Origin of the sequence: Bacillus sp. JS, from assembly GCF_000259365.1 — a bacterium.
Lineage (GTDB): Bacteria > Bacillota > Bacilli > Bacillales > Bacillaceae > Bacillus > Bacillus stercoris.
In genome coordinates this window covers 1,036,965-1,054,515 of the sequence record NC_017743.1, presented here as the reverse complement: position 1 = coordinate 1,054,515, position 17,551 = coordinate 1,036,965, and the positions used below count along the sequence as shown (strand labels likewise).

The following is a 17,551-nucleotide window of genomic DNA, read 5'->3' as shown; positions in this document are numbered from 1 at the left end:
GATGCAGCATTGTATTGATAAAGGTCGCACACGAAACGACTTGGACAGCTATTGCAATAGCCATGTGAAACCTAGCCGTTTTCTGTATGATATAGGGAATTGGAAGAAACTTCATAAAGCGCCTTCCAATATACAATTTACTTTAAAGAAAACGTATCAATCCGCTTTTGTTTTAAAAAAACCCGCCAATTCAGGCGGGTTTCCGGATTATTTCTTATAGTGAATATGATAAATATCACGCCGTCTGTCTTTTAGCTGGCGCACTGTGCCGTTTTGGCGTTGTCTTCTGAGAATTTCCAAGTCAACATCACCGATGACGACCATTTCAATATTCGGGTTTGTTTCGCCGACAATACCGTCTCGGGCGAATTCAAAATCAGACGGGGCAAAGATGCCTGACTGGGCGTATTGGATATCCATGTTTTCCGTTTGCGGCAGGTTTCCAACCGTTCCCGAGATAACGGTATAAATTTGATTTTCAACCGCCCTAGCCTGCGAACAGTATCTGACACGCAAATAGCCTTGACGGTCTTCTGTACAAAATGGCGTAAAGATGATTTTGGCGCCTTTGTCAGCCGCAATCCGGGCAAGCTCAGGAAATTCAATGTCATAACAGATCTGGATCGCAATTTTTCCGCAGTCTGTATCAAACACGCGAACCTGGTCTCCGGCGCTGATTCCCCACCATTTGCGTTCATTCGGCGTAATATGGAGTTTATATTGCTTTTCGATCGTTCCGTCCCGTCTGAACAGGTAAGCGATGTTATAAATTTTGCCTTCCTCTTCGACGAAATGGGACCCGCCGATAATGTTGACGTTATACTTCACAGCCAAATCAGTAAAAAGGCTGATGTAATCTTCTGTATACTCGGTAATTCTCTGTACCGCCAAGCTCGGTGACCTTTCTTCAAGGAAAGACATGAGCTGGGTTGTGAAAATTTCCGGGAACACCGCAAAATCAGATCTTGCGTCAGAAGCAACATCGACATAGTATTCTACTTGATTCGCAAATTCCTCAAAGGAATAAATTTTCTTCATTTCGTATTGGATCACACAAATTCTCACAGGGAACGCTGACTTATAATAGCGCTTTGTCTGCTGCGGAAGATAATCGACATTATTCCATTCCATCAGCGTCGCATACTTGATCGAAGCTGTATCATCCGGGAGATAATTCGGGTTAATTCGCATAAGGGTAAAGCCGTTCATCAGCTGAAAAGAAAGGACCGGATCGTAAATTTGGTGGCGTGTCACCTGTTCAACATACTCTCTGGCCGTCATTTCCTCTGCATATTTGTGATAGTTCGGAATCCGTCCGCCTATGATGATGCTTTTTAGGTTTAAGCGTCTCGCTAAATCCTTTCTCGCCTCGTATAAACGATGGCCGATCTTCATCCGTCTGTATTTCGGATGCACCATGACCTCAATTCCGTACATATTCAAGCCGTCCGGATTATGGTTGGTGATATAACCGTCATCGGTAATGTCCTGCCACGTATGGCGGTCATCATATTCATCAAAGTTAATCAGGAGACTTGAGCAAGAACCGATAATTTCACCTTCGAATTCTGCACAAAACTGCCCGTCTGGAAAATGCTCCAAATGGCTGATTAAATGCTCTCGCTTCCAAGGCTCCATCCCCGGAAAGCAGTCCTTTTGAAGATCGATAATCTTGTCGATGTCTTTCTCTTCGATATTGCGGATAACCATTTTCTTTTCAAACCGGGTCAAATCTAATTTCTCAGACAACCTACTCGCTCCTTTCTAGTTTTGTGAGTTCAGATGATCAAGCAATAGGGCGAGCTCCATTTCCGCCATTGATTCAAGCCTGTGATCATAGTCTTCAAACATCAAGGTGCCCGTTACTTTATTCGGGACAATGACACACTTCATTCCTGCGCGTTTCGCAGCAATCGAACCATTGACAGAATCCTCAAACGCGAGACATTCCGCTGGCGATACCCCGAGATTCTTTGCCGCCAATAAATAGAGCTCAGGATTCGGCTTTACCTCTTCCACATCATCCGCCGTTTGAATAACCTCAAAATCATCAAACAGGCCGATTTGCTTCAAATGGCCCGACACCCATTTATAATCGGAGCTGGAAGCAAGGCCTACTTTTAAGCCTAAATCCTTTGCCGCATTCAAATACGCTTCGACACCAGGTCTCGCTTTTTCTGTTTCCATGCGTTTGGCAAACCGCTCTCTTCTCAATTTTGTGAGCTCTTCATGATTCAGCTTTTTCCCGATCTGCTCTTCTAAATATTCAAAAGGCCGGAATCCCGCTGCAGTTCCGATGACCTTCCCCCAGACAGATAGCGGCAGCACTGAGCCGTGCTCTTCAAATATTTCCTGAAGGACCTCATATTCGTGTGTTTCTGTATCTAGAATAAGTCCGTCAAAATCAAAAATTAACGCTTTAATCACTCGGTACAACTCCTTTAGTCCGAATTGAGACATATGTATACATTTACTATACCCCGAAACAAGTCTGCTTTCAAAAAGTAAGGTGTATGTGAAGAAAGAGCCTGCACACTGCAAGCTCTTTCTATTTAATGAATGTTTTGGTGAGAAATGTTTGTCAGCGCTGCTCCCGCAGACTCGTTCGACATCTGATTGACTGCCAGGTCTCCAAGCGCAACGATCCCGACTAGATTGTTTTGATCTACAATAGGAAGGCGGCGGATTTGGTGCTGGGCCATCAGCTGCGACGCGTCTTCCAGACTCATATTAGGGTTTCCTGATACGAGTTCTGTTGACATCACTTCTGAAACGGGTGTCTGGCCATCACGGCCCTGAGCTGTAGTTCTTAATGCAATGTCACGGTCAGTCAGCATTCCTTTTAAAACACCTTGCTCTGCAACGGGAATCGCCCCGACGTTATGCTGTTTCATTAGAGAAGCCGCTTCCTGAATCGTTTGATTCGGAGAAACGGTTGCCACCTGCGTTGTCATTGTATCTTTAACTGAACTCATTGTCAGCACCCCTTTCAATCATTAGTATGTTCAGACACGAGCCGTTTAAAAAGGGAGTTAGAGGAAAGGTTTTATGATATGATTTCTCTGATACAAAAAAGAGCTTTTCTGAAAATAGAAAAGCTCTTGCCACCTGATTATATCAGCCTTCTGTGACCGAAAAAGGCTTTGTTTGCCTTCTTTTGAAAGTCAGAAAAAGCAAACGGAAAATAAATCCCAAAATCATTCAGCATCTTGCTGTTTTTTTCAAAAATCGCCTGATCACTCACATCAGAGTGCGGCGAAGGCTTTGTCAGGATAATATGTATCATTTGCAGACAAGCCATAATTTGAAATGCTTCTTTTAATGTTCCTTGGTAATAATGGTTATTTAAAGATAGAACGCCTTTCTTTTTAAAGCGCTGAATGTCCAGTTCGGAGAAATAAAGAGGAAATACATCATGGATCAGCTCCATAGACAGCTCCTTGATAAAGCTCTCCTGTTCTGCAGTTGCTGCGTTCACAATTCTCACGTCAATCACCTTTCTTGCCATCGAATATCCTAAGTCTTACTCAAGAATAGCACAGAAAAAAACGCGAAAGCTAAGGTAAGTGTTTCCTATGAGAAACAGCAGCCTTCCGCTTCGAAAAGGAGCCATTTGACATGAAACAAAAAGGCAGAGGGCTTGAGGTCCTCATCAATGAAAAACAGGACGGCCAATGGCTGTTTTCCATACTCAAAACAGGGCTCAAAGCTTCTAAACCTGTGATACAAGACTGGATGACACATCATCAGATAAAGGTCAATCACGAATCCGTCTTAAACAATATGATTGTAAAAAAGGGAGACCGCGTGTTCATTGATCTTCAGGAAAGTGAAGCATCTTCGGTCATTCCGGAGTATGGAGAGCTTGATATTTTATTTGAGGACAATCACATGCTCATCGTCAATAAACCAGCTGGCATAGCGACGCACCCGAATGAGGATGGGCAAACAGGCACACTGGCTAATTTGATCGCGTATCATTATCAGATAAATGGCGAAACATGTAAGGTGCGCCACGTCCACCGTCTGGATCAGGATACATCTGGCGCTATCGTCTTTGCCAAGCATCGTCTGGCACACGCCATCTTAGACCAGCAGCTAGAGAAAAAGATGCTGAAGCGTACGTATACCGCCATCGCTGAAGGAAAGCTACGGACGAAAAAAGGAACAATTGATTCACCGATCGGCAGAGACCGATCACACCCGACAAGGCGCCGGGTTTCACTCAGCGGGCAAGCAGCCGTTACTCATTTCAAGGTAATGGCCAGCAATGTGAAAGAGCGTCTGTCGCTCGTTGAATTAGAGCTGGAAACAGGAAGAACACACCAAATTCGTGTTCATATGGCGAGCATCGGCCATCCACTGATAGGAGACTCGCTTTACGGAGGCGGGAACAAGCTGTTAAACAGGCAGGCGCTGCATGCCAAAAAGGTACAGGCCGTTCACCCGATAACCGGCGAGCTGATTGTTGCCGAAGCGCCTTTCCCGGCTGATATAGAAATCCTATGCTCTACATATTTTTCATAAAGAAAAGCCGCAGGTATTTCCTGCGGCTTTTTAAATGACTCGCTTTCCATATATAATATAGCGCTTCGGGGCATTTCCCACGTATGAAAACGGATAACAGGTCGTCAGAATCAGCTCTTCCTTTTCATGCTGGAGCGTGATAATAGATGTGTCATCCTTATCAACAATTTTTGTTTTTACAATTTCATATGTGAATTCTCCATAAGACAGCAGAATGCGGAGCCGATCTCCCTTTTCCAGCTCTCCCGTCCGGCGAAACACGGTATCTCGATGCCCTGACAGCACAATTTGTCCGTTTTCATCAGGATAATAGCTATCCTTGTAATGCCCGACACCTTTTTCTAAATCATCAGCATCAGTGCCCTCCACAATCGGAAGCTCTGCATTGATTTTCGGTATTTCCAAAATGCCGCTCGCTTGGCCGGTTTCAGGCTTAAATGATGCTTTGTTCTTTGCCTGATCTGCGCTATTTTTCATTCCCGAAGGTTCCTGCGGCTTTTCCGCCGCAAGTTTTGCTTCTTTTAATGTCTGTTCCGTTTTCATATTCGTATCGATCAATTTAAAGCCTCCATAGCCTGCGATCACTAGGCCGGCCGCAATGATAAGTAGTGGAATAACTTTTTTCACGTTCTGGAGGCGCTCCTTTTTCTTCTGACATATAAATAAGTTCCGGATAATGTCACCGCCGCACCGATCACCATAAAGTTATAGTAGTTTGCTGATGTATCCGGAAGCGGATGCTCTGACCCGCTTTCCCCGCCCTCGTTTCGTAAAGGCAATGTGCTGATGCTATTGGCAGCGTTTTTTGTGTTGTTGATAGGTATTTCAACGAATCTCAAAATGGCTGAAGGTGGCAGCTGATGAACCGGTGCTGTGCCCGGAGTCTCTTTTATATCAGGCAAATCCACATCAGGCTCTGGAACCTCTTTCATTGGATGCTCCGTCCCCAGGTCATCTCCAGGCTCTTCCGTAACCGGGTCTTCTGTTACAGGGTCTTCAATATCACTGGCTGCAGCGAGCTTAATCCTTCCCTCTTTTGTATACGCAATTGGCTCATCAAAACTCTTCACGTACTCAACTGTCGCTTCCAAATCCTCTGGCCCTGTCACCGGATTTTTCCCGAGCAATCCGATCGGCTGGTATTTGGTGCCTGTCGCCGTCGCCATAAAGTTGTTGACGGTTAATGTATATGTGGCATCAGGCTGGATCTCGGTGCCATCTGCCATTTTCATATCGACTGCTTTTCCAGTTTCTTTATCCCACGTGTACGTAAACCCGCTGATGCTGTAGTCAGGCCCAAAAACCGGCGAGATTTGCGCATTGATAATCTCTCTTAAATCTTTTCCTTTAATCTCAAGCTTCGTTAACACATTTCCAAACGGCTGAATATTGTAAAGGTCTCCCCACGTAATCGGGCCCTTTTTCAGCGTTTCACGTATGCCTCCGCCATTCATAAGGGCGAAATCCGTTTTCATGGCAGTTCTCATTCCATCCGCAATCAGGTTTCCAAGTGGTGTATCACCGTCATTTGAATACCCTCCTTCCATATCAACAGCTGCTTCGCCGACTACTTCGCTGATAATCGGTTCAGCAATAGTTTCGTATTTCTTTAAAATGGCTGAAGCGCTGGCATCCGGTTCGATTTTACTTTGATCCACATATACGATTTCCGCTGACTTTTTGACAATGTCTTTTGTCGTTTTATCAATCTCTACATCAACGACGCCTATCGCTTTTCCATATTCATACGCTTGAACAATCAGTTTTCCATTCACTTCGCCGTTAACAACCTTATGATTATGCGCGGCAAAAATCACGTCAATTTCAGAATCTGTTTTGTTTGCAAGATCAGCAGACTCACCGGTAATGGCGTTGCCGTTTTGTTCAGCTGACATATGTGCGAGAACTGCGATGGCCTTTACGCCTTTTTTCTTCAGCTCTTTGGCCGCCTCATTCACCGCTGTCGCTTCATCTGTAAACTCGATATTTTTTATTCCTTCAGGCATAACCATACCAGCTGCCGACTGTGTGACAACTCCGATAAAAGCCACGGGTACGCCCTCCACATTTATGATGTCGTAAGCCGGCAAAAAGGGCTCTCCAGTTGATTTCACTTTACAATTGGCACATACAAGGGGAAAGTTCTGTCCATCATATCCGCTTGTGCCTTTCGGGTGATCACCGCCATTTAAAATTCTCAGCAGTTCATCGGTGCCTTCATCGAATTCGTGGTTTCCCACAGTTCCGACATCAAATCCGATGTCCTCCATTAATTCTACAGTGGGCTCATCCTGAAGAAGAGATGAAACTGGAGAGCTGCCTCCGATCATATCTCCCGCGTGCACCATTAGCGTGTTTTTCTTTTCAGCCTTTTTTTCTTTTAAATATGCGGCGGCATAGTCCATGCGTCCAAATGTGCCGTCTGCAGTTCCGTTCCCATCAAGATCAAGCTCATATTGCTGATCGATCTTGCCATGCAAATCATTCATGCTGAGAATTCTTAGCGGCACATTTTTTTCAGGTGCCGTTTGCCTCATTTTATATCCTGCGTTCTCCGCTTCCTTTGCTGATGCAAAGAAAATTCTGTTTTCCACCGCGACCCTCTTCCAGTCAGCCGGCTGCACATATGTTTGATTCGACGAATCCCCTACATATCTTGTCAAGCCTTTCCCTTGCTCTCTGGCTCTGAATTCAAACGGCATTTCCATGAGCGGATCGTTTTCATTCCAAATTCCTTTTTGTTCTTTTTTCGCAGCAGCTACTGCGGACTGAAACTGCTGATAATCCTCTTCATTGTCAACCGGCCAAATAAAATACGTCGGAGCATAGCCATTTTTCACAAGCTCTAAGTTCACGTTGGAACCTGATTCGGTTATGACTTGTCCGAGCAGCCTGCCATAGCTGTCCTTGGCTTCACTCCCGACCTTAACAGTGATTTTATCACCTGGGGACAGAACCGTTTTTAGATAGTCAGATGCTTTTTTGCCAAATCTTAATTGATTTTCGTCTGCGTCATTTTTTGGTGTGTGGTATGTTTCAGGTGTATCTACATTTACAAACCGGATTTTGGTCGTTCCAAGAACCGGAGATTTGAGATGAATGGTATCGCCGTCAACAACCCGGTCAACAACCCCTTCATATTCTCCCTCAGCAGACGGAGGTGCGGGCTGCTCTTCAAGCAGCTTCAGGTCAGACGATTTTCGCGGAAGCAGCTGAAAGGATTGGTATCTGCTTAACACCCCAGTAAATTCATACCACTTGCCCTCATTAAGTTCGTCTATCACCCCTGTTTCATTCATAACCCGGAGCGTCATTGCATGATGGTCGTCATCAATCATCGTTACATTGTAACCGCCGCCTGAAGGAGAACTTGGAATTGAGGAGACAAATGCAGTTAATGTCACAAGGCGGCCTTCATACTGATCACCCAGGCTGCCATTAATGAGTTCATTGATTGTTAATTGTTTAGGGGCGGGGAGAGGCTGGTTTGACTGATTGATTTTAATCCCTGATAAGACTGGAACGATTTCTTTCAGTCCCTGGTAAGTCGTGATTCTACCTGTCACCGTGACATCCATGCCCTCTTTTAATTCAGGAAATTGTTCGGGGGAAGGCGAATACATGTTAATGCCTCCGGTTTCATCTTGCAAAAAGGTTGACAGCTTCCCGCCTCCGATTGCGTTTTGATCAGCTGTGACGATCCCTTTTATCGTTACTTCTTCATTCAGCCTTCCCCGCGCTTCATTTATGGTCATTGTGTGTTCAGCCGGCGGAGTTTTCGTGTCATCGGTTAGGTTCATCGACTGAACGTTTTTAAGTCCCGTCGTGTTAAAGTAATTTTCAAGCTTGCCTTGAACCGTTATCTTTTTTCCAAGAAGAAGCGGATTGGTTTGCAGCCCGAACTGGTTTCTGAAAGCTGAAGGGATTTGCACAGGAAGGATATGATCGGGTGATATCTCATTTTTGCGGTCTGCCAGCGCGACATTATAATCATTTGAAAATGGGCTTGTCAGCTTGTAATGCTGCGGGGAAACCGCCTGGCCGACTGCATATCCTTCGACAAGCGCCTGTCCTTCTTTTTGCTGTTTTGCCTTCTCAACTGATATAGCCTGCTGCGGTTCAGCTGCAGTTACCGCTTCGCACGTGTACATGACATTTAAGAATATCAATGCCATGATCAATACCATATGCATCATACGCCTCATCATATTTCCTCCCTTAATATACACATAATGACAATGACTTTGTCTGCTTACCATTTCGACAGCCAGCATATAATTCCTTTCAGGCTTCTGCATAATACGCGGCGGACTGGCACAAAATACAGCTGATCTGAAAAACAAGGAGGAATTCGGTTTGGATCAGTTAAATCAGCAGCAGCAATCCCAAATGAACAAAGGTATCCCTGGAAAACCGCATAAAAACCACGGCGGACATGAAATGTTTGATATGCACGAGGTGCTGTCCGGAACACTTACTGTACTTGATCAGTTTATGATGCTGAGACAATTCTGTAAGGATCAAGAATTATTAAATATCCTTGATCGTCAATATCAATTCATTTCTTCTCAATACAATATAACTGCAGAATGTTTCAAAACAGGAAGCGAACCTTCACAAAAAACAGCAACTTATATGATGAAGGAAGACAACCAGACTGTTTATGGCATGCAGCCGTCACAGCCTAAAAAGCCTGTTCAATCCATGAATGATATTGATGACAGCATCATCAGCAGACAAATGCTTTGCGCGGTTAAAGCACAAGCTTCTATGCTGACGATGGCTTCTCTGGAAATGACAAATCCGGCCGTAAGACGCGTACTGTCTGCGCAAATTCAGGAGTATGTTGAAATGGCATTTGAAATTTTCCTATATCAAAACAAACACGGCTATTACCAAGTTCCTCAGCTTGATGCGCAGGACATGGAACAGCTGAGAAATTCATTCGCCCCTGCACAAGGACAAATACCTCCGACACAAGGCGGTATGGGCCAGCAAGGGCTTCATTAATACAAAGGCATTGGATAGATACTATCCAATGCCTCACTTTTTTCAAATTTTTTCTTAAAGTCTTTTTCAAATTGATCAAGACTTTCCTTTGTTGCTGATTTAAACCCTTTTTTAAAGTCCCCTTTTTTTGCCGTTTCCTTTATCAGTTCTGATATAATGTCTTTCCCGTATTTACCCGTCAGCTCATCGATCATATAAAAGCTTTGCAAATAGACATCAGTTTCATATTCGGCTCTGGCTTCCTGCCAGTCTCGGTCTGACTGCAAACGGTCAAAAGGGACAACAGAAAACGTGATCGGATCGATAAGCAATTCATAGTTCGCAATCCACTCGCTTAACCCTTCATGAAACCATAACGGAAACTCATCGGGGTCCGCCTCAAGCTCCTTCAGTTTCTGGTGAAACGCATGATGTGTGTATTCATGAATCAACAATCTCTGGTACAAATAAACCGCTACCTCGTCCCCTTCTAAAAGTTTCTTTTTCTCTTCAGGCAACAATCCGATCAGCTGCTCCCGCTCAGAATAAAAACCAACGACATCCAATAACCCGGAGTAATCCTCCATCTGTTTTTCATTAGAAAAAAAAATAATATCAATAGGCTTTTGATTCGAATATCCAATCATAAATTGATTAATACTGACCGCATATTCAAGCGTTTCTTTCGTCAATGGCAGTAAGGACTTTTCCTTAGAAGTGTAATAAATATCGGCCTGTTTAAATGACTCTTTCTTCATGTGCTTCGTCACTTGTTCTTTTGTGATTCCAGATGCCTGCCCTGGCAAAGACAGAATATACATCGTGCTTGATACGATGGCTGAGCTTACAGCCAGCATCACAAGGACTCCGCACAGGAATAGAGCGGATGCCGCACGCTTTCCTATGCCACCCCGCAAACGTCTCCCTCCCTGAGCCGGTCCGTCTTGTACCTTTTATTTTTACTCTATGCAGCCTGAGTTCACAGTGTGTCATCAACGCATAGAAAAAGCCGCACAATTTGTGCGGCTTTTTTCATTTATTCAGCGTTAGGGAATACGCGCTGTACAGTTTGTGTAAATTCATCAAATAACCCGGCGATTGGATCACCATTTTGAATACGTTTTCCATATCCTTGCATACGCTCTACAAAATCAGGGTTAGCTGAAACGTAAACATTATCAATGTTTTTGTCAGTAGATCTTACCTTTTTGGCTATTTTTTTCTTCAGATTGTTTTCTACTGCACCTTTATTTCCATTGGTTAAAACGACTGCAACGTAAGCTTGATTTCCAGCAACAATGACATCGGCATGCTTTACTTCTTTTAGATCTGTTACTTTATCAGCTGCTTCATCAGCAACCTCGAGTTTCCGGTCGTTGTTATTATCGTCATTTACACGATTGTTATTGTTATTGACATTATCAGTAACATTGTTGTCAACGTTATCCCGGTTGTTCACATTGCGCATATCGTCATTGGCCGGATTTCGATAATTTACATTTCTTACATCATTATTGTCACGTCTGCCCTCACCTTGGTCGGCCATACTGCAGCCAGTCATAAGCAAAGGGATAAGAAGCACAGACGCAAGGACTTGTTTTTTTCCAAGCATGTGAATTCCTCCTTTATCACTTTACTTATAGGTTTTTCTAACTGGCTTTAATTATGCATGAAAATCTGAAGGAAATGCTTTCCCGGGAAATATAACGGTTAATTTGTCTAATGAGGGGGAAAATATGAATACATTGCAAAGGAGGGATCATGTTGTTCAACCAGCGAAGAGGAATCAGCCCCGCAGCATTGATCATCGGATCAACTATGCTTATTGCTGCATTATCACCTCAGATCCGCCAAAGAATCAGCGGGTTTATCACAGGACAAATGAACAGACGACATTCAGGAAATAACACATTTGATGCTTCTAATGTAGGAAACATGGTCAAACAAGCATTAGGCGGCGGTAGCGGTGATAACCATGACCGTTCACAACATCAAAGCCAGCGGCAAAACGGCCGTCAGCACCAGAATGCCGGACAACAGCAAACACAGCATCAGCATACACAGACACAATCGAGGCAAACTGAAACAGCCCCGAAAAAAAGACAGCCTCATTATGCTGAACCCATTCATTTTGAGCAAAGCGCAATGAATGTCATGGACGACAACACGATGATGGAAATGCTGGAGGACTTAGAACCCGGCCGTTAAAAAAACGTGTAACCTGACTCAACATTGGCCTCTAGGTGTTTTTTTCTTTTAAACTTCTTGTTTTCTATATTTTTTCACCTATTTTGGAGTACAATTGGCGAGCTAAAAAAATCCTTCTTTCGTTCAATTAGAACGTTTGAAGGATTTTTTGTTTATGCTGCCGCTCTATCCGAAGCAATCTTTATCGATTCATTATTAATCAAAAGGCTGAAAAGGACAGAACACTATTCATTTTGTTTCTTGCTTCAACACTCAACATTTAGAATTTACTTGAGCGTTGGAAAATGCTGTTGACTATTCAGTTGAACTGTATTACATTATTATTAAGTTGAACTATATAGTCAAACTGAATAGAGGGTGCGGATATGAAACACAAATTATTACCGTTGTCTGAAACCATGCATTATATTTTATTAGCTCTGCGTGAGCCGCTCCATGGCTATGCCGTAATGCAGAAGATAGAAAAGATAAGTAACGGTACTGTTATTTTAGCAGCGGGTACATTATACGGTGCGATTGAAAACTTGAATAAGCATGGTTGGATTGAACCTGTTGGAGAATCAGGCCGAAGAAAAGTTTACATGATAACTGAAGAAGGAAGCGCCATTTTAAAAATGGAACAAAATAGGTTACTGCATATTTTATCCTTGTACGAAGGAAGTGAATCGAATGAAGAAATTTAAGATGTTTTTTGATATTGAAAAAGAGGAACAATGGCTGAACGAGCAATTACAAAAAGGCTATCGGTGTACAAATATTAGTGGATTAGGAATATACACTTTTGAAAAAACTGACAAGAGATATGTCATCCGACTGGATTACCAAGATATTTTACCAAAGAAAAAGTTCAAAGATTACAAAGTGATATATGAAGACTTCGGTTGGATTTATATAAATGGCCCTTGGCTTAGTGGAATTCGGTATTGGCAAAAAGAAAATGATGGTCAAAATGAAATCTTCTCGGATCGCCAATCAAAGAGTAATTATTATAAAAGATTGATGAATTATTCTTCTGGTTTAGGTTTCATGTGTTTGTTTTTTTCTTATATGATCTATAAGGATTCAGGTTTATATTTAACTGAAGGTCTTTGGAGTATGAAAGGTGAATGGTTTTGGAAAGCATTTTTATTTGAAACCCCATTTGTTCTTTTGAGGTCGCTTCCCGCCCTTATGGTTGTTCTCTTTGCCGCCAGTTTCTATAAAGTGTATCGAAAGTATTCAATGTTAATGGAAAAATAATGCGAAGAGGTTCATTATGAACTTTTTTAATTCAATGAAGGAATTGAAGGGAATGCATCTACCACAGGCGAGCGCTTTTCTTTTATTCGTTTCCGAAAATTAGACATCACAGTATATCGGGGTATACACTTGCGATGCTATACATGTAATCGCCTTTTTATGTTCAGGCACGATTGAATTAGATTATTAGCCAACTCACCTTCTAAGAAGGAATCTATTATGTGTGTGTGCCTCAGATAAGTTAGCGTCTTCAAGATACCATGAATATAATTTTCATTTCAATTAGATCAATCCATTGATCAGTAATGCCGGCTTGATCTTCCCAAAAAAAACAAAAAAAGAAACCCATGAAACCTTTATATTGCAAGGTTCATGGGTCTTATTAATGTGTAATCCCTGTCGGATTACACGTTTTCATATGTTACGCTTCTTCAGCTACAATCACTCTGGATTGATCATTAAATGTCCCTCGATCAATTTCCTTCGTGACCTTACTTGTAATAAGGCCGGATGTCATACTTCCGCTGACATTCAAAGCAGTACGCCCCATATCAATTAACGGTTCAATTGAGATTAATAAACCGGCAAGCGCTACAGGCATGTTTAATGATGATAATACAAGAAGCGCTGCGAAAGTCGCTCCGCCGCCGACTCCGGCAACACCGAAGGAGCTGATGGCAACGACTGCGATAACAGTGATAATAAACACCGGGTCGAATGGATTTTGACCGACAGTCGGGGCAATCATCATCGCCAGCATTGCAGGATAAATGCCCGCACATCCATTTTGGCCGATCGAAAGGCCGAACGAACCGGCAAAGTTTGCAATCCCTTCGGGCACACCCATGCTTCTCTGTGTTTTAATATTCAGCGGCAAAGCACCTGCGCTTGACCTTGACGTAAATGCAAATACAAGTACAGGCAGCGCTTTTTTCAAATAAATCACAGGATTCAAGCCGCTGAACGTCAGCAGCAGCAAATGAATGATAAACATAGTGATTAACGCGGCATATGAAGCAATCACGAACATGCCCAGTTTTAGAATGCTGTCAAGATCACTCGTTGCAATCGTTTTTGTCATGATAGCCAGCACCCCATAAGGCGTCAGTCTCAAAATAAGCGTGACAACACGCATGACAATGGCATAAACGGCATCAACCAGTTTTTTAAATGTTTCTGCCTGTTCCGGCTGTTTGTTTTTTACGCCGAGGAATGCCACTCCAAGGAAAGCGGCAAAAATAACGACAGCGATCGTTGAAGTCGGTCTAGCTCCCGTAAAATCTAAAAACGGGTTTCCAGGCAGCAGTTCAACAATCTGCTGCGGCAGCGTTTTCGCTGTCATATCCTCTGATTTCTGCTGAAGCTCCTGCCCCCGTGAAAGCTCTGTACTTCCTTGGTCAACCTGAATCGCCTGCAAATCAAATGAAAGTGCGGACACGATACCGACAGCTGCTGCAACAGCTGTTGTTGCTACTAAAATCCCGATAATCAAACCGCTGATTTTCCCGAGATTTTTTGTCAGTTTCAGCTTTGTAAATGCACCGAGAATCGAAATAAAGACAAGAGGCATGACAACCATTTGAAGCAATTTGACATATCCGCCCCCGGCAATATTAAACCAGTCAGCTGTTTGAATAACTATATTTGAAGTCGGGCCGTAAATCAGCTGAAGCGCAAATCCAAATACAATCCCCAGTCCCAGCGCAGTAAATACACGTTTAGAGAAGGAAACATGTTTTTTCTGCATAACAAAGAGCCCTAAGATAAGTAAAAATAAAATAAATACATGTAATACAACTAGTAAAGTCTCCAAAGCAGGTAAACTCTCCCTTCAAATTTTCTCATTTACTATATTACACTAATTCCGATGGGTCAAGTGCGAATTATTTTAACTTATCAATTCAAGCAAAAAAACCTTATATAATGCCTTTTTTTTCTTTTCTTTCCCTTCCATCTTTAGTACCTTATATAAGGGTGATAATATTTGCTGAAAGAACTGTTTGTAAACTTGACGATTTTAATCACATTTAATTATCTCTTCACCCACCTGTTTAAAGAAAGGTTAGTACATAAAAAAGACAGCATATCCTTTCAAGCTGTTAAAGGACTGGCCTGCGGTTTGCTCGGGGTTATTCTGATGGTGTTTGGATTTACCTATCAGCATTCAATTATTGATCTTCGAAATATCCCTATTATGATTGCCGCTCTTTATGGAGGCTGGGTTTCAACGGCAACGGCCCTGGCTATGATCGCTGCTGGCCGCATGCTGATCACAATGAACACATCTGCACTTTACTCGGTTATTATCATTTGTATCGCTGCCATCCCGTCACTCATTGTTTCTAGAAGAAAAAAAGTTCAACTAAAACATGCTTTCTATCTTATAATAATCACAAATAGCTTGATCTCCTTTGCCTTTTATTTTCTTATAGACTTACATTCATATGAACTTCATTTATATTTTTGGATCATCTCAATAGCGGGCGGTATGCTCAGTTTATATATTATTGATCATGAAACAAATGCACATCTTCTTTATAAACAATATAAGTTTCAAGCGCACTTTGACTTTTTAACAGGCGTGTATAACCGAAGAAAGTTTGAAGAAATCACAAAAGCTCTGTATCGACAGGCGGCCGATACCCCGCATTTTCAATTTGCACTGATTTATATGGATATCGATCATTTTAAAACCATCAACGACCAATATGGCCATCATGAAGGAGATCAGGTGCTCAAAGAGCTGGGCTTACGTCTGAAGCAGAGCATCCGAAATAGTGATCCAGCCGCTAGGATCGGTGGTGAAGAATTTGCCGTGCTTCTGCCGAACTGTTCTCTAGATAAAGCAGCCCAAATCGCAGAACGGATCAGGAGCGCTGTCAGTCATGAACCGATTATATTAAAAAACGGCGAAAAGCTTTCAGTTACGATATCACTGGGGGCCGCTCATTACCCCAATAATACGGAACGGCCAAGATCCTTGCCCATTCTTGCCGATCAAATGCTTTACAAAGCGAAAGAGACGGGACGGAACAAAGTGTGTTTTTCAGAAAAAAAAGAATGAATTCAATGTTCGAATTCATTCTTCCAATCTGAAAGACGTTTCAAAGGCAGAAAAGCCGGGACAAGATCTCCCTGATATTCTTTTTCTATAAATGCCGCTGTATCATCAGCTTGATAAAGCTCAAGAATGGTTTGCAGCGCTTCCCGATCTTGATCCTCCGCTCTGACAACAATCAAATTCATCTCTTCCCCCGACATGAGACTGCCGCTCTTTATGGTATGCTTTTTCGGGTTCAGGCCCGCTTTTTTTGCTTCAGATGGTTTCATGACAAACACATCCCCACCGCTCACTGCATCCTGTTGCCGGACAGCTTTCAATTTCAGGTGTCTCGGATTATCTTTAATCATATCAACTGAACCTGTACCGTTAAATCCGTTTTTCAACGTTAGCAATCCCGCCTCCTGAAGCACAGTAAGCGCCCTGCCAAAATCGAACGCTTTATCGGGAACAGAAACAACAGCTCCCCGCGGTATATCTTGGATTCTGTCATATTGTTTTGAATAAATGCCCATAGGCGTTATGTATGTCGTACCGAGCGGTGCAAGCTTAAGTTTGTGTTTTTGAGTGAACGATTGAAAATATGAAATGGTTTGAAAGGCGTTGGCATCAATTTCTTTGTTAGCAAGTGCGATATCAGACTCCGCATAATCAGAAAAAGGGATCAGCTGAATATCCAGCCCTGCCTCTTCAGCCTTTTGAGCAATATAGTTCCATATTGCCCCGTCAGACTCAGCAATCCCGATTTTTATCGATTCATGTTCTGCAGACGGTGAACATGCAGTAAATGAAACGAAAAGAACAAGGACGAAACTGCATATAAGCCACTTTTTCATTGTGACCATACTCCTATCTATGTATTAGAGCATGCAAGCAATATCAGACAAAAAAATCATACGCTCTCTTAGTTGATAAACGTTGTCATTTGTAATATTGATTAACTTTTACCTTACTCATATCCAATCAGGTTGTCAATTCCTATGACATTATCTTCCCAAAATGAAGGCATACGAAGGCCAACGTATGATCACATATCGAGAAAGCAGATGAATTTCCGTAAATAAATATCAAATTGAAAAATAAATATGGTATTTTCCCAAAAAAGTTTCAATAAGCAGTTGTTTTTTCTGAAGATTACTGGTAGAGTAAAGGTAATTATTTTTGTTCGAACTATCTTTAAGAAGAAAGTTTTGTAAGAGTTTTCGTCTTGAAAGTTTGTTAAGAGCAAGAATAGTGAATTTAAGCGTTATGATCGCTTTAGGAGGAAATTTCATGTTAGAAGGTAAAGTAAAATGGTTCAACTCTGAAAAAGGTTTCGGATTCATCGAAGTAGAAGGTCAAGACGATGTATTCGTTCATTTCTCTGCTATTCAAGGCGAAGGCTTCAAAACTTTAGAAGAAGGCCAAGCTGTTTCTTTTGAAATCGTTGAAGGAAACCGTGGACCACAAGCTGCTAACGTTACTAAAGAAGCGTAAGCATAAATTGATATGAAAAACTGCAGGTTCGCACCTGCAGTTTTTATTTTG

16 protein-coding genes and 2 pseudogenes are annotated in these 17,551 nt (G+C 42.4%); 7 read left to right on the top strand and 11 right to left on the bottom strand.

Annotation, left to right across the window (positions count from 1 at the left end):
- Positions 1-207: 207 nt before the first annotated feature.
- The 4 genes from MY9_RS05275 to MY9_RS05260 all read right to left on the bottom strand — a co-directional run bounded on the left by MY9_RS05275 (position 208) and on the right by MY9_RS05260 (position 3,508).
- Positions 208-1,749, bottom strand: coding sequence for a bifunctional GNAT family N-acetyltransferase/carbon-nitrogen hydrolase family protein (locus tag MY9_RS05275; RefSeq protein WP_014663331.1), 1,542 nt, complete (start codon positions 1,747-1,749; stop codon positions 208-210).
- A gap of 15 nt (positions 1,750-1,764) precedes the next feature.
- A complete protein-coding gene (locus MY9_RS05270; protein WP_014663330.1) occupies positions 1,765-2,427 on the bottom strand; it encodes an HAD family hydrolase in 663 nt (220 codons plus the stop codon).
- A 125-nt stretch (positions 2,428-2,552) separates the two neighbouring features.
- Positions 2,553-2,975 carry a CBS domain-containing protein gene (locus tag MY9_RS05265; RefSeq protein ID WP_014663329.1) on the bottom strand — a complete coding sequence of 141 codons (423 nt, stop codon included), beginning with the start codon at positions 2,973-2,975 and terminating at the stop codon, positions 2,553-2,555.
- Between the two features lie 137 nt (positions 2,976-3,112).
- Positions 3,113-3,508 (bottom strand): YhcU family protein, encoded by a 396-nt coding sequence (locus tag MY9_RS05260; protein ID WP_014663328.1) that lies wholly within the window; start codon positions 3,506-3,508, stop codon positions 3,113-3,115.
- 110 nt (positions 3,509-3,618) lie between these two features.
- Here MY9_RS05260 and MY9_RS05255 point away from each other — a divergent pair, with 110 nt between their 5' ends.
- The gene (locus MY9_RS05255; protein WP_014663327.1) at positions 3,619-4,527 is read left to right on the top strand and encodes an RluA family pseudouridine synthase; all 909 of its coding nucleotides are present in this window, start codon (positions 3,619-3,621) and stop codon (positions 4,525-4,527) included.
- Positions 4,528-4,557: 30 nt separating this feature from the next.
- On the opposite strand, the gene srtA is transcribed toward MY9_RS05255, so the two are convergent.
- Together srtA and MY9_RS05245 are read right to left on the bottom strand one after the other, a co-directional pair.
- On the bottom strand, positions 4,558-5,154 hold the full coding sequence (gene srtA / locus MY9_RS05250) for a sortase SrtA (RefSeq protein ID WP_014663326.1): 597 nt from the start codon (positions 5,152-5,154) through the stop codon (positions 4,558-4,560).
- The gene (locus MY9_RS05245; RefSeq protein ID WP_081483604.1) at positions 5,151-8,801 is read right to left on the bottom strand and encodes a 5'-nucleotidase C-terminal domain-containing protein; all 3,651 of its coding nucleotides are present in this window, start codon (positions 8,799-8,801) and stop codon (positions 5,151-5,153) included. The genes srtA and MY9_RS05245 overlap by 4 nt, the downstream gene beginning before the upstream one ends.
- A gap of 82 nt (positions 8,802-8,883) precedes the next feature.
- Between MY9_RS05245 and MY9_RS05240 the strand changes: the two genes are divergently transcribed.
- Complete coding sequence (locus tag MY9_RS05240) at positions 8,884-9,537, top strand: spore coat protein (protein ID WP_041521279.1); 654 nt, start codon at positions 8,884-8,886, stop codon at positions 9,535-9,537.
- On the opposite strand, the pseudogene MY9_RS05235 reads toward MY9_RS05240, so the two are convergent.
- Positions 9,469-10,433, bottom strand: a pseudogene (locus MY9_RS05235) (hypothetical protein). The gene MY9_RS05240 and the pseudogene MY9_RS05235 sit on opposite strands and share 69 nt — an antisense overlap.
- A 119-nt stretch (positions 10,434-10,552) precedes the next feature.
- The gene (locus tag MY9_RS05230) at positions 10,553-11,128 is read right to left on the bottom strand and encodes a YhcN/YlaJ family sporulation lipoprotein (protein ID WP_014663322.1); all 576 of its coding nucleotides are present in this window, start codon (positions 11,126-11,128) and stop codon (positions 10,553-10,555) included.
- Positions 11,129-11,277: 149 nt separating this feature from the next.
- On the opposite strand from MY9_RS05230, the gene MY9_RS05225 reads away from it, so the two are divergent.
- The 3 genes from MY9_RS05225 (at position 11,278) to MY9_RS05215 (ending at position 12,963) form a co-directional block, all read left to right on the top strand.
- Positions 11,278-11,724 (top strand): hypothetical protein, encoded by a 447-nt coding sequence (locus tag MY9_RS05225; RefSeq protein WP_014663321.1) that lies wholly within the window; start codon positions 11,278-11,280, stop codon positions 11,722-11,724.
- 365 nt (positions 11,725-12,089) lie between these two features.
- Positions 12,090-12,407 carry a PadR family transcriptional regulator gene (locus MY9_RS05220; protein WP_014663320.1) on the top strand — a complete coding sequence of 106 codons (318 nt, stop codon included), beginning with the start codon at positions 12,090-12,092 and terminating at the stop codon, positions 12,405-12,407.
- On the top strand, positions 12,394-12,963 hold the full coding sequence (locus tag MY9_RS05215) for a DUF2812 domain-containing protein (protein ID WP_041521277.1): 570 nt from the start codon (positions 12,394-12,396) through the stop codon (positions 12,961-12,963). The genes MY9_RS05220 and MY9_RS05215 overlap by 14 nt, the downstream gene beginning before the upstream one ends.
- A 207-nt stretch (positions 12,964-13,170) precedes the next feature.
- Here the strand turns inward: MY9_RS05215 and MY9_RS21860 are convergent.
- Both MY9_RS21860 and tcyP read right to left on the bottom strand, forming a co-directional pair.
- Positions 13,171-13,291 (bottom strand): annotated as a pseudogene (locus tag MY9_RS21860) (hypothetical protein); the annotation flags it as partial.
- Between the two features lie 93 nt (positions 13,292-13,384).
- Complete coding sequence (gene tcyP, locus MY9_RS05210) at positions 13,385-14,776, bottom strand: L-cystine transporter TcyP (RefSeq protein ID WP_014663317.1); 1,392 nt, start codon at positions 14,774-14,776, stop codon at positions 13,385-13,387.
- A gap of 171 nt (positions 14,777-14,947) precedes the next feature.
- Between tcyP and dgcK the strand changes: the two genes are divergently transcribed.
- Entirely contained in the window at positions 14,948-16,027 is a 1,080-nt protein-coding gene (gene dgcK, locus MY9_RS05205) for a diguanylate cyclase DgcK (protein ID WP_014663316.1), read from the top strand.
- Between the two features lie 2 nt (positions 16,028-16,029).
- On the opposite strand, the gene MY9_RS05200 is transcribed toward dgcK, so the two are convergent.
- Entirely contained in the window at positions 16,030-16,860 is an 831-nt protein-coding gene (locus tag MY9_RS05200; protein WP_014663315.1) for a MetQ/NlpA family ABC transporter substrate-binding protein, read from the bottom strand.
- 436 nt (positions 16,861-17,296) lie between these two features.
- Here MY9_RS05200 and cspB point away from each other — a divergent pair, with 436 nt between their 5' ends.
- Positions 17,297-17,500, top strand: a complete 204-nt coding sequence (cspB, locus tag MY9_RS05195; RefSeq protein WP_003224086.1) for a cold shock-like protein CspB — start codon at positions 17,297-17,299, stop codon at positions 17,498-17,500.
- Positions 17,501-17,551: the final 51 nt, after the last annotated feature.

What these genes read in the sequence shown, in the direction of transcription:
- MY9_RS05225 (WP_014663321.1), top strand. Translation starts at nt 11,278, where the DNA reads ATGTTGTTCAACCAGCGAAGAGGAATCAGCCCCGCAGCATTGATCATC.
- MY9_RS05215 (WP_041521277.1), top strand. Translation starts at nt 12,394, where the DNA reads ATGAAGAAATTTAAGATGTTTTTTGATATTGAAAAAGAGGAACAATGG.
- MY9_RS05255 (WP_014663327.1), top strand. Translation starts at nt 3,619, where the DNA reads ATGAAACAAAAAGGCAGAGGGCTTGAGGTCCTCATCAATGAAAAACAG.
- MY9_RS05200 (WP_014663315.1), bottom strand. Translation starts at nt 16,860, where the DNA reads ATGAAAAAGTGGCTTATATGCAGTTTCGTCCTTGTTCTTTTCGTTTCA.
- MY9_RS05220 (WP_014663320.1), top strand. Translation starts at nt 12,090, where the DNA reads ATGAAACACAAATTATTACCGTTGTCTGAAACCATGCATTATATTTTA.
- MY9_RS05245 (WP_081483604.1), bottom strand. Translation starts at nt 8,801, where the DNA reads ATGCTGGCTGTCGAAATGGTAAGCAGACAAAGTCATTGTCATTATGTG.
- MY9_RS05260 (WP_014663328.1), bottom strand. Translation starts at nt 3,508, where the DNA reads ATGGCAAGAAAGGTGATTGACGTGAGAATTGTGAACGCAGCAACTGCA.
- MY9_RS05265 (WP_014663329.1), bottom strand. Translation starts at nt 2,975, where the DNA reads ATGAGTTCAGTTAAAGATACAATGACAACGCAGGTGGCAACCGTTTCT.
- MY9_RS05230 (WP_014663322.1), bottom strand. Translation starts at nt 11,128, where the DNA reads ATGCTTGGAAAAAAACAAGTCCTTGCGTCTGTGCTTCTTATCCCTTTG.
- cspB (WP_003224086.1), top strand. Translation starts at nt 17,297, where the DNA reads ATGTTAGAAGGTAAAGTAAAATGGTTCAACTCTGAAAAAGGTTTCGGA.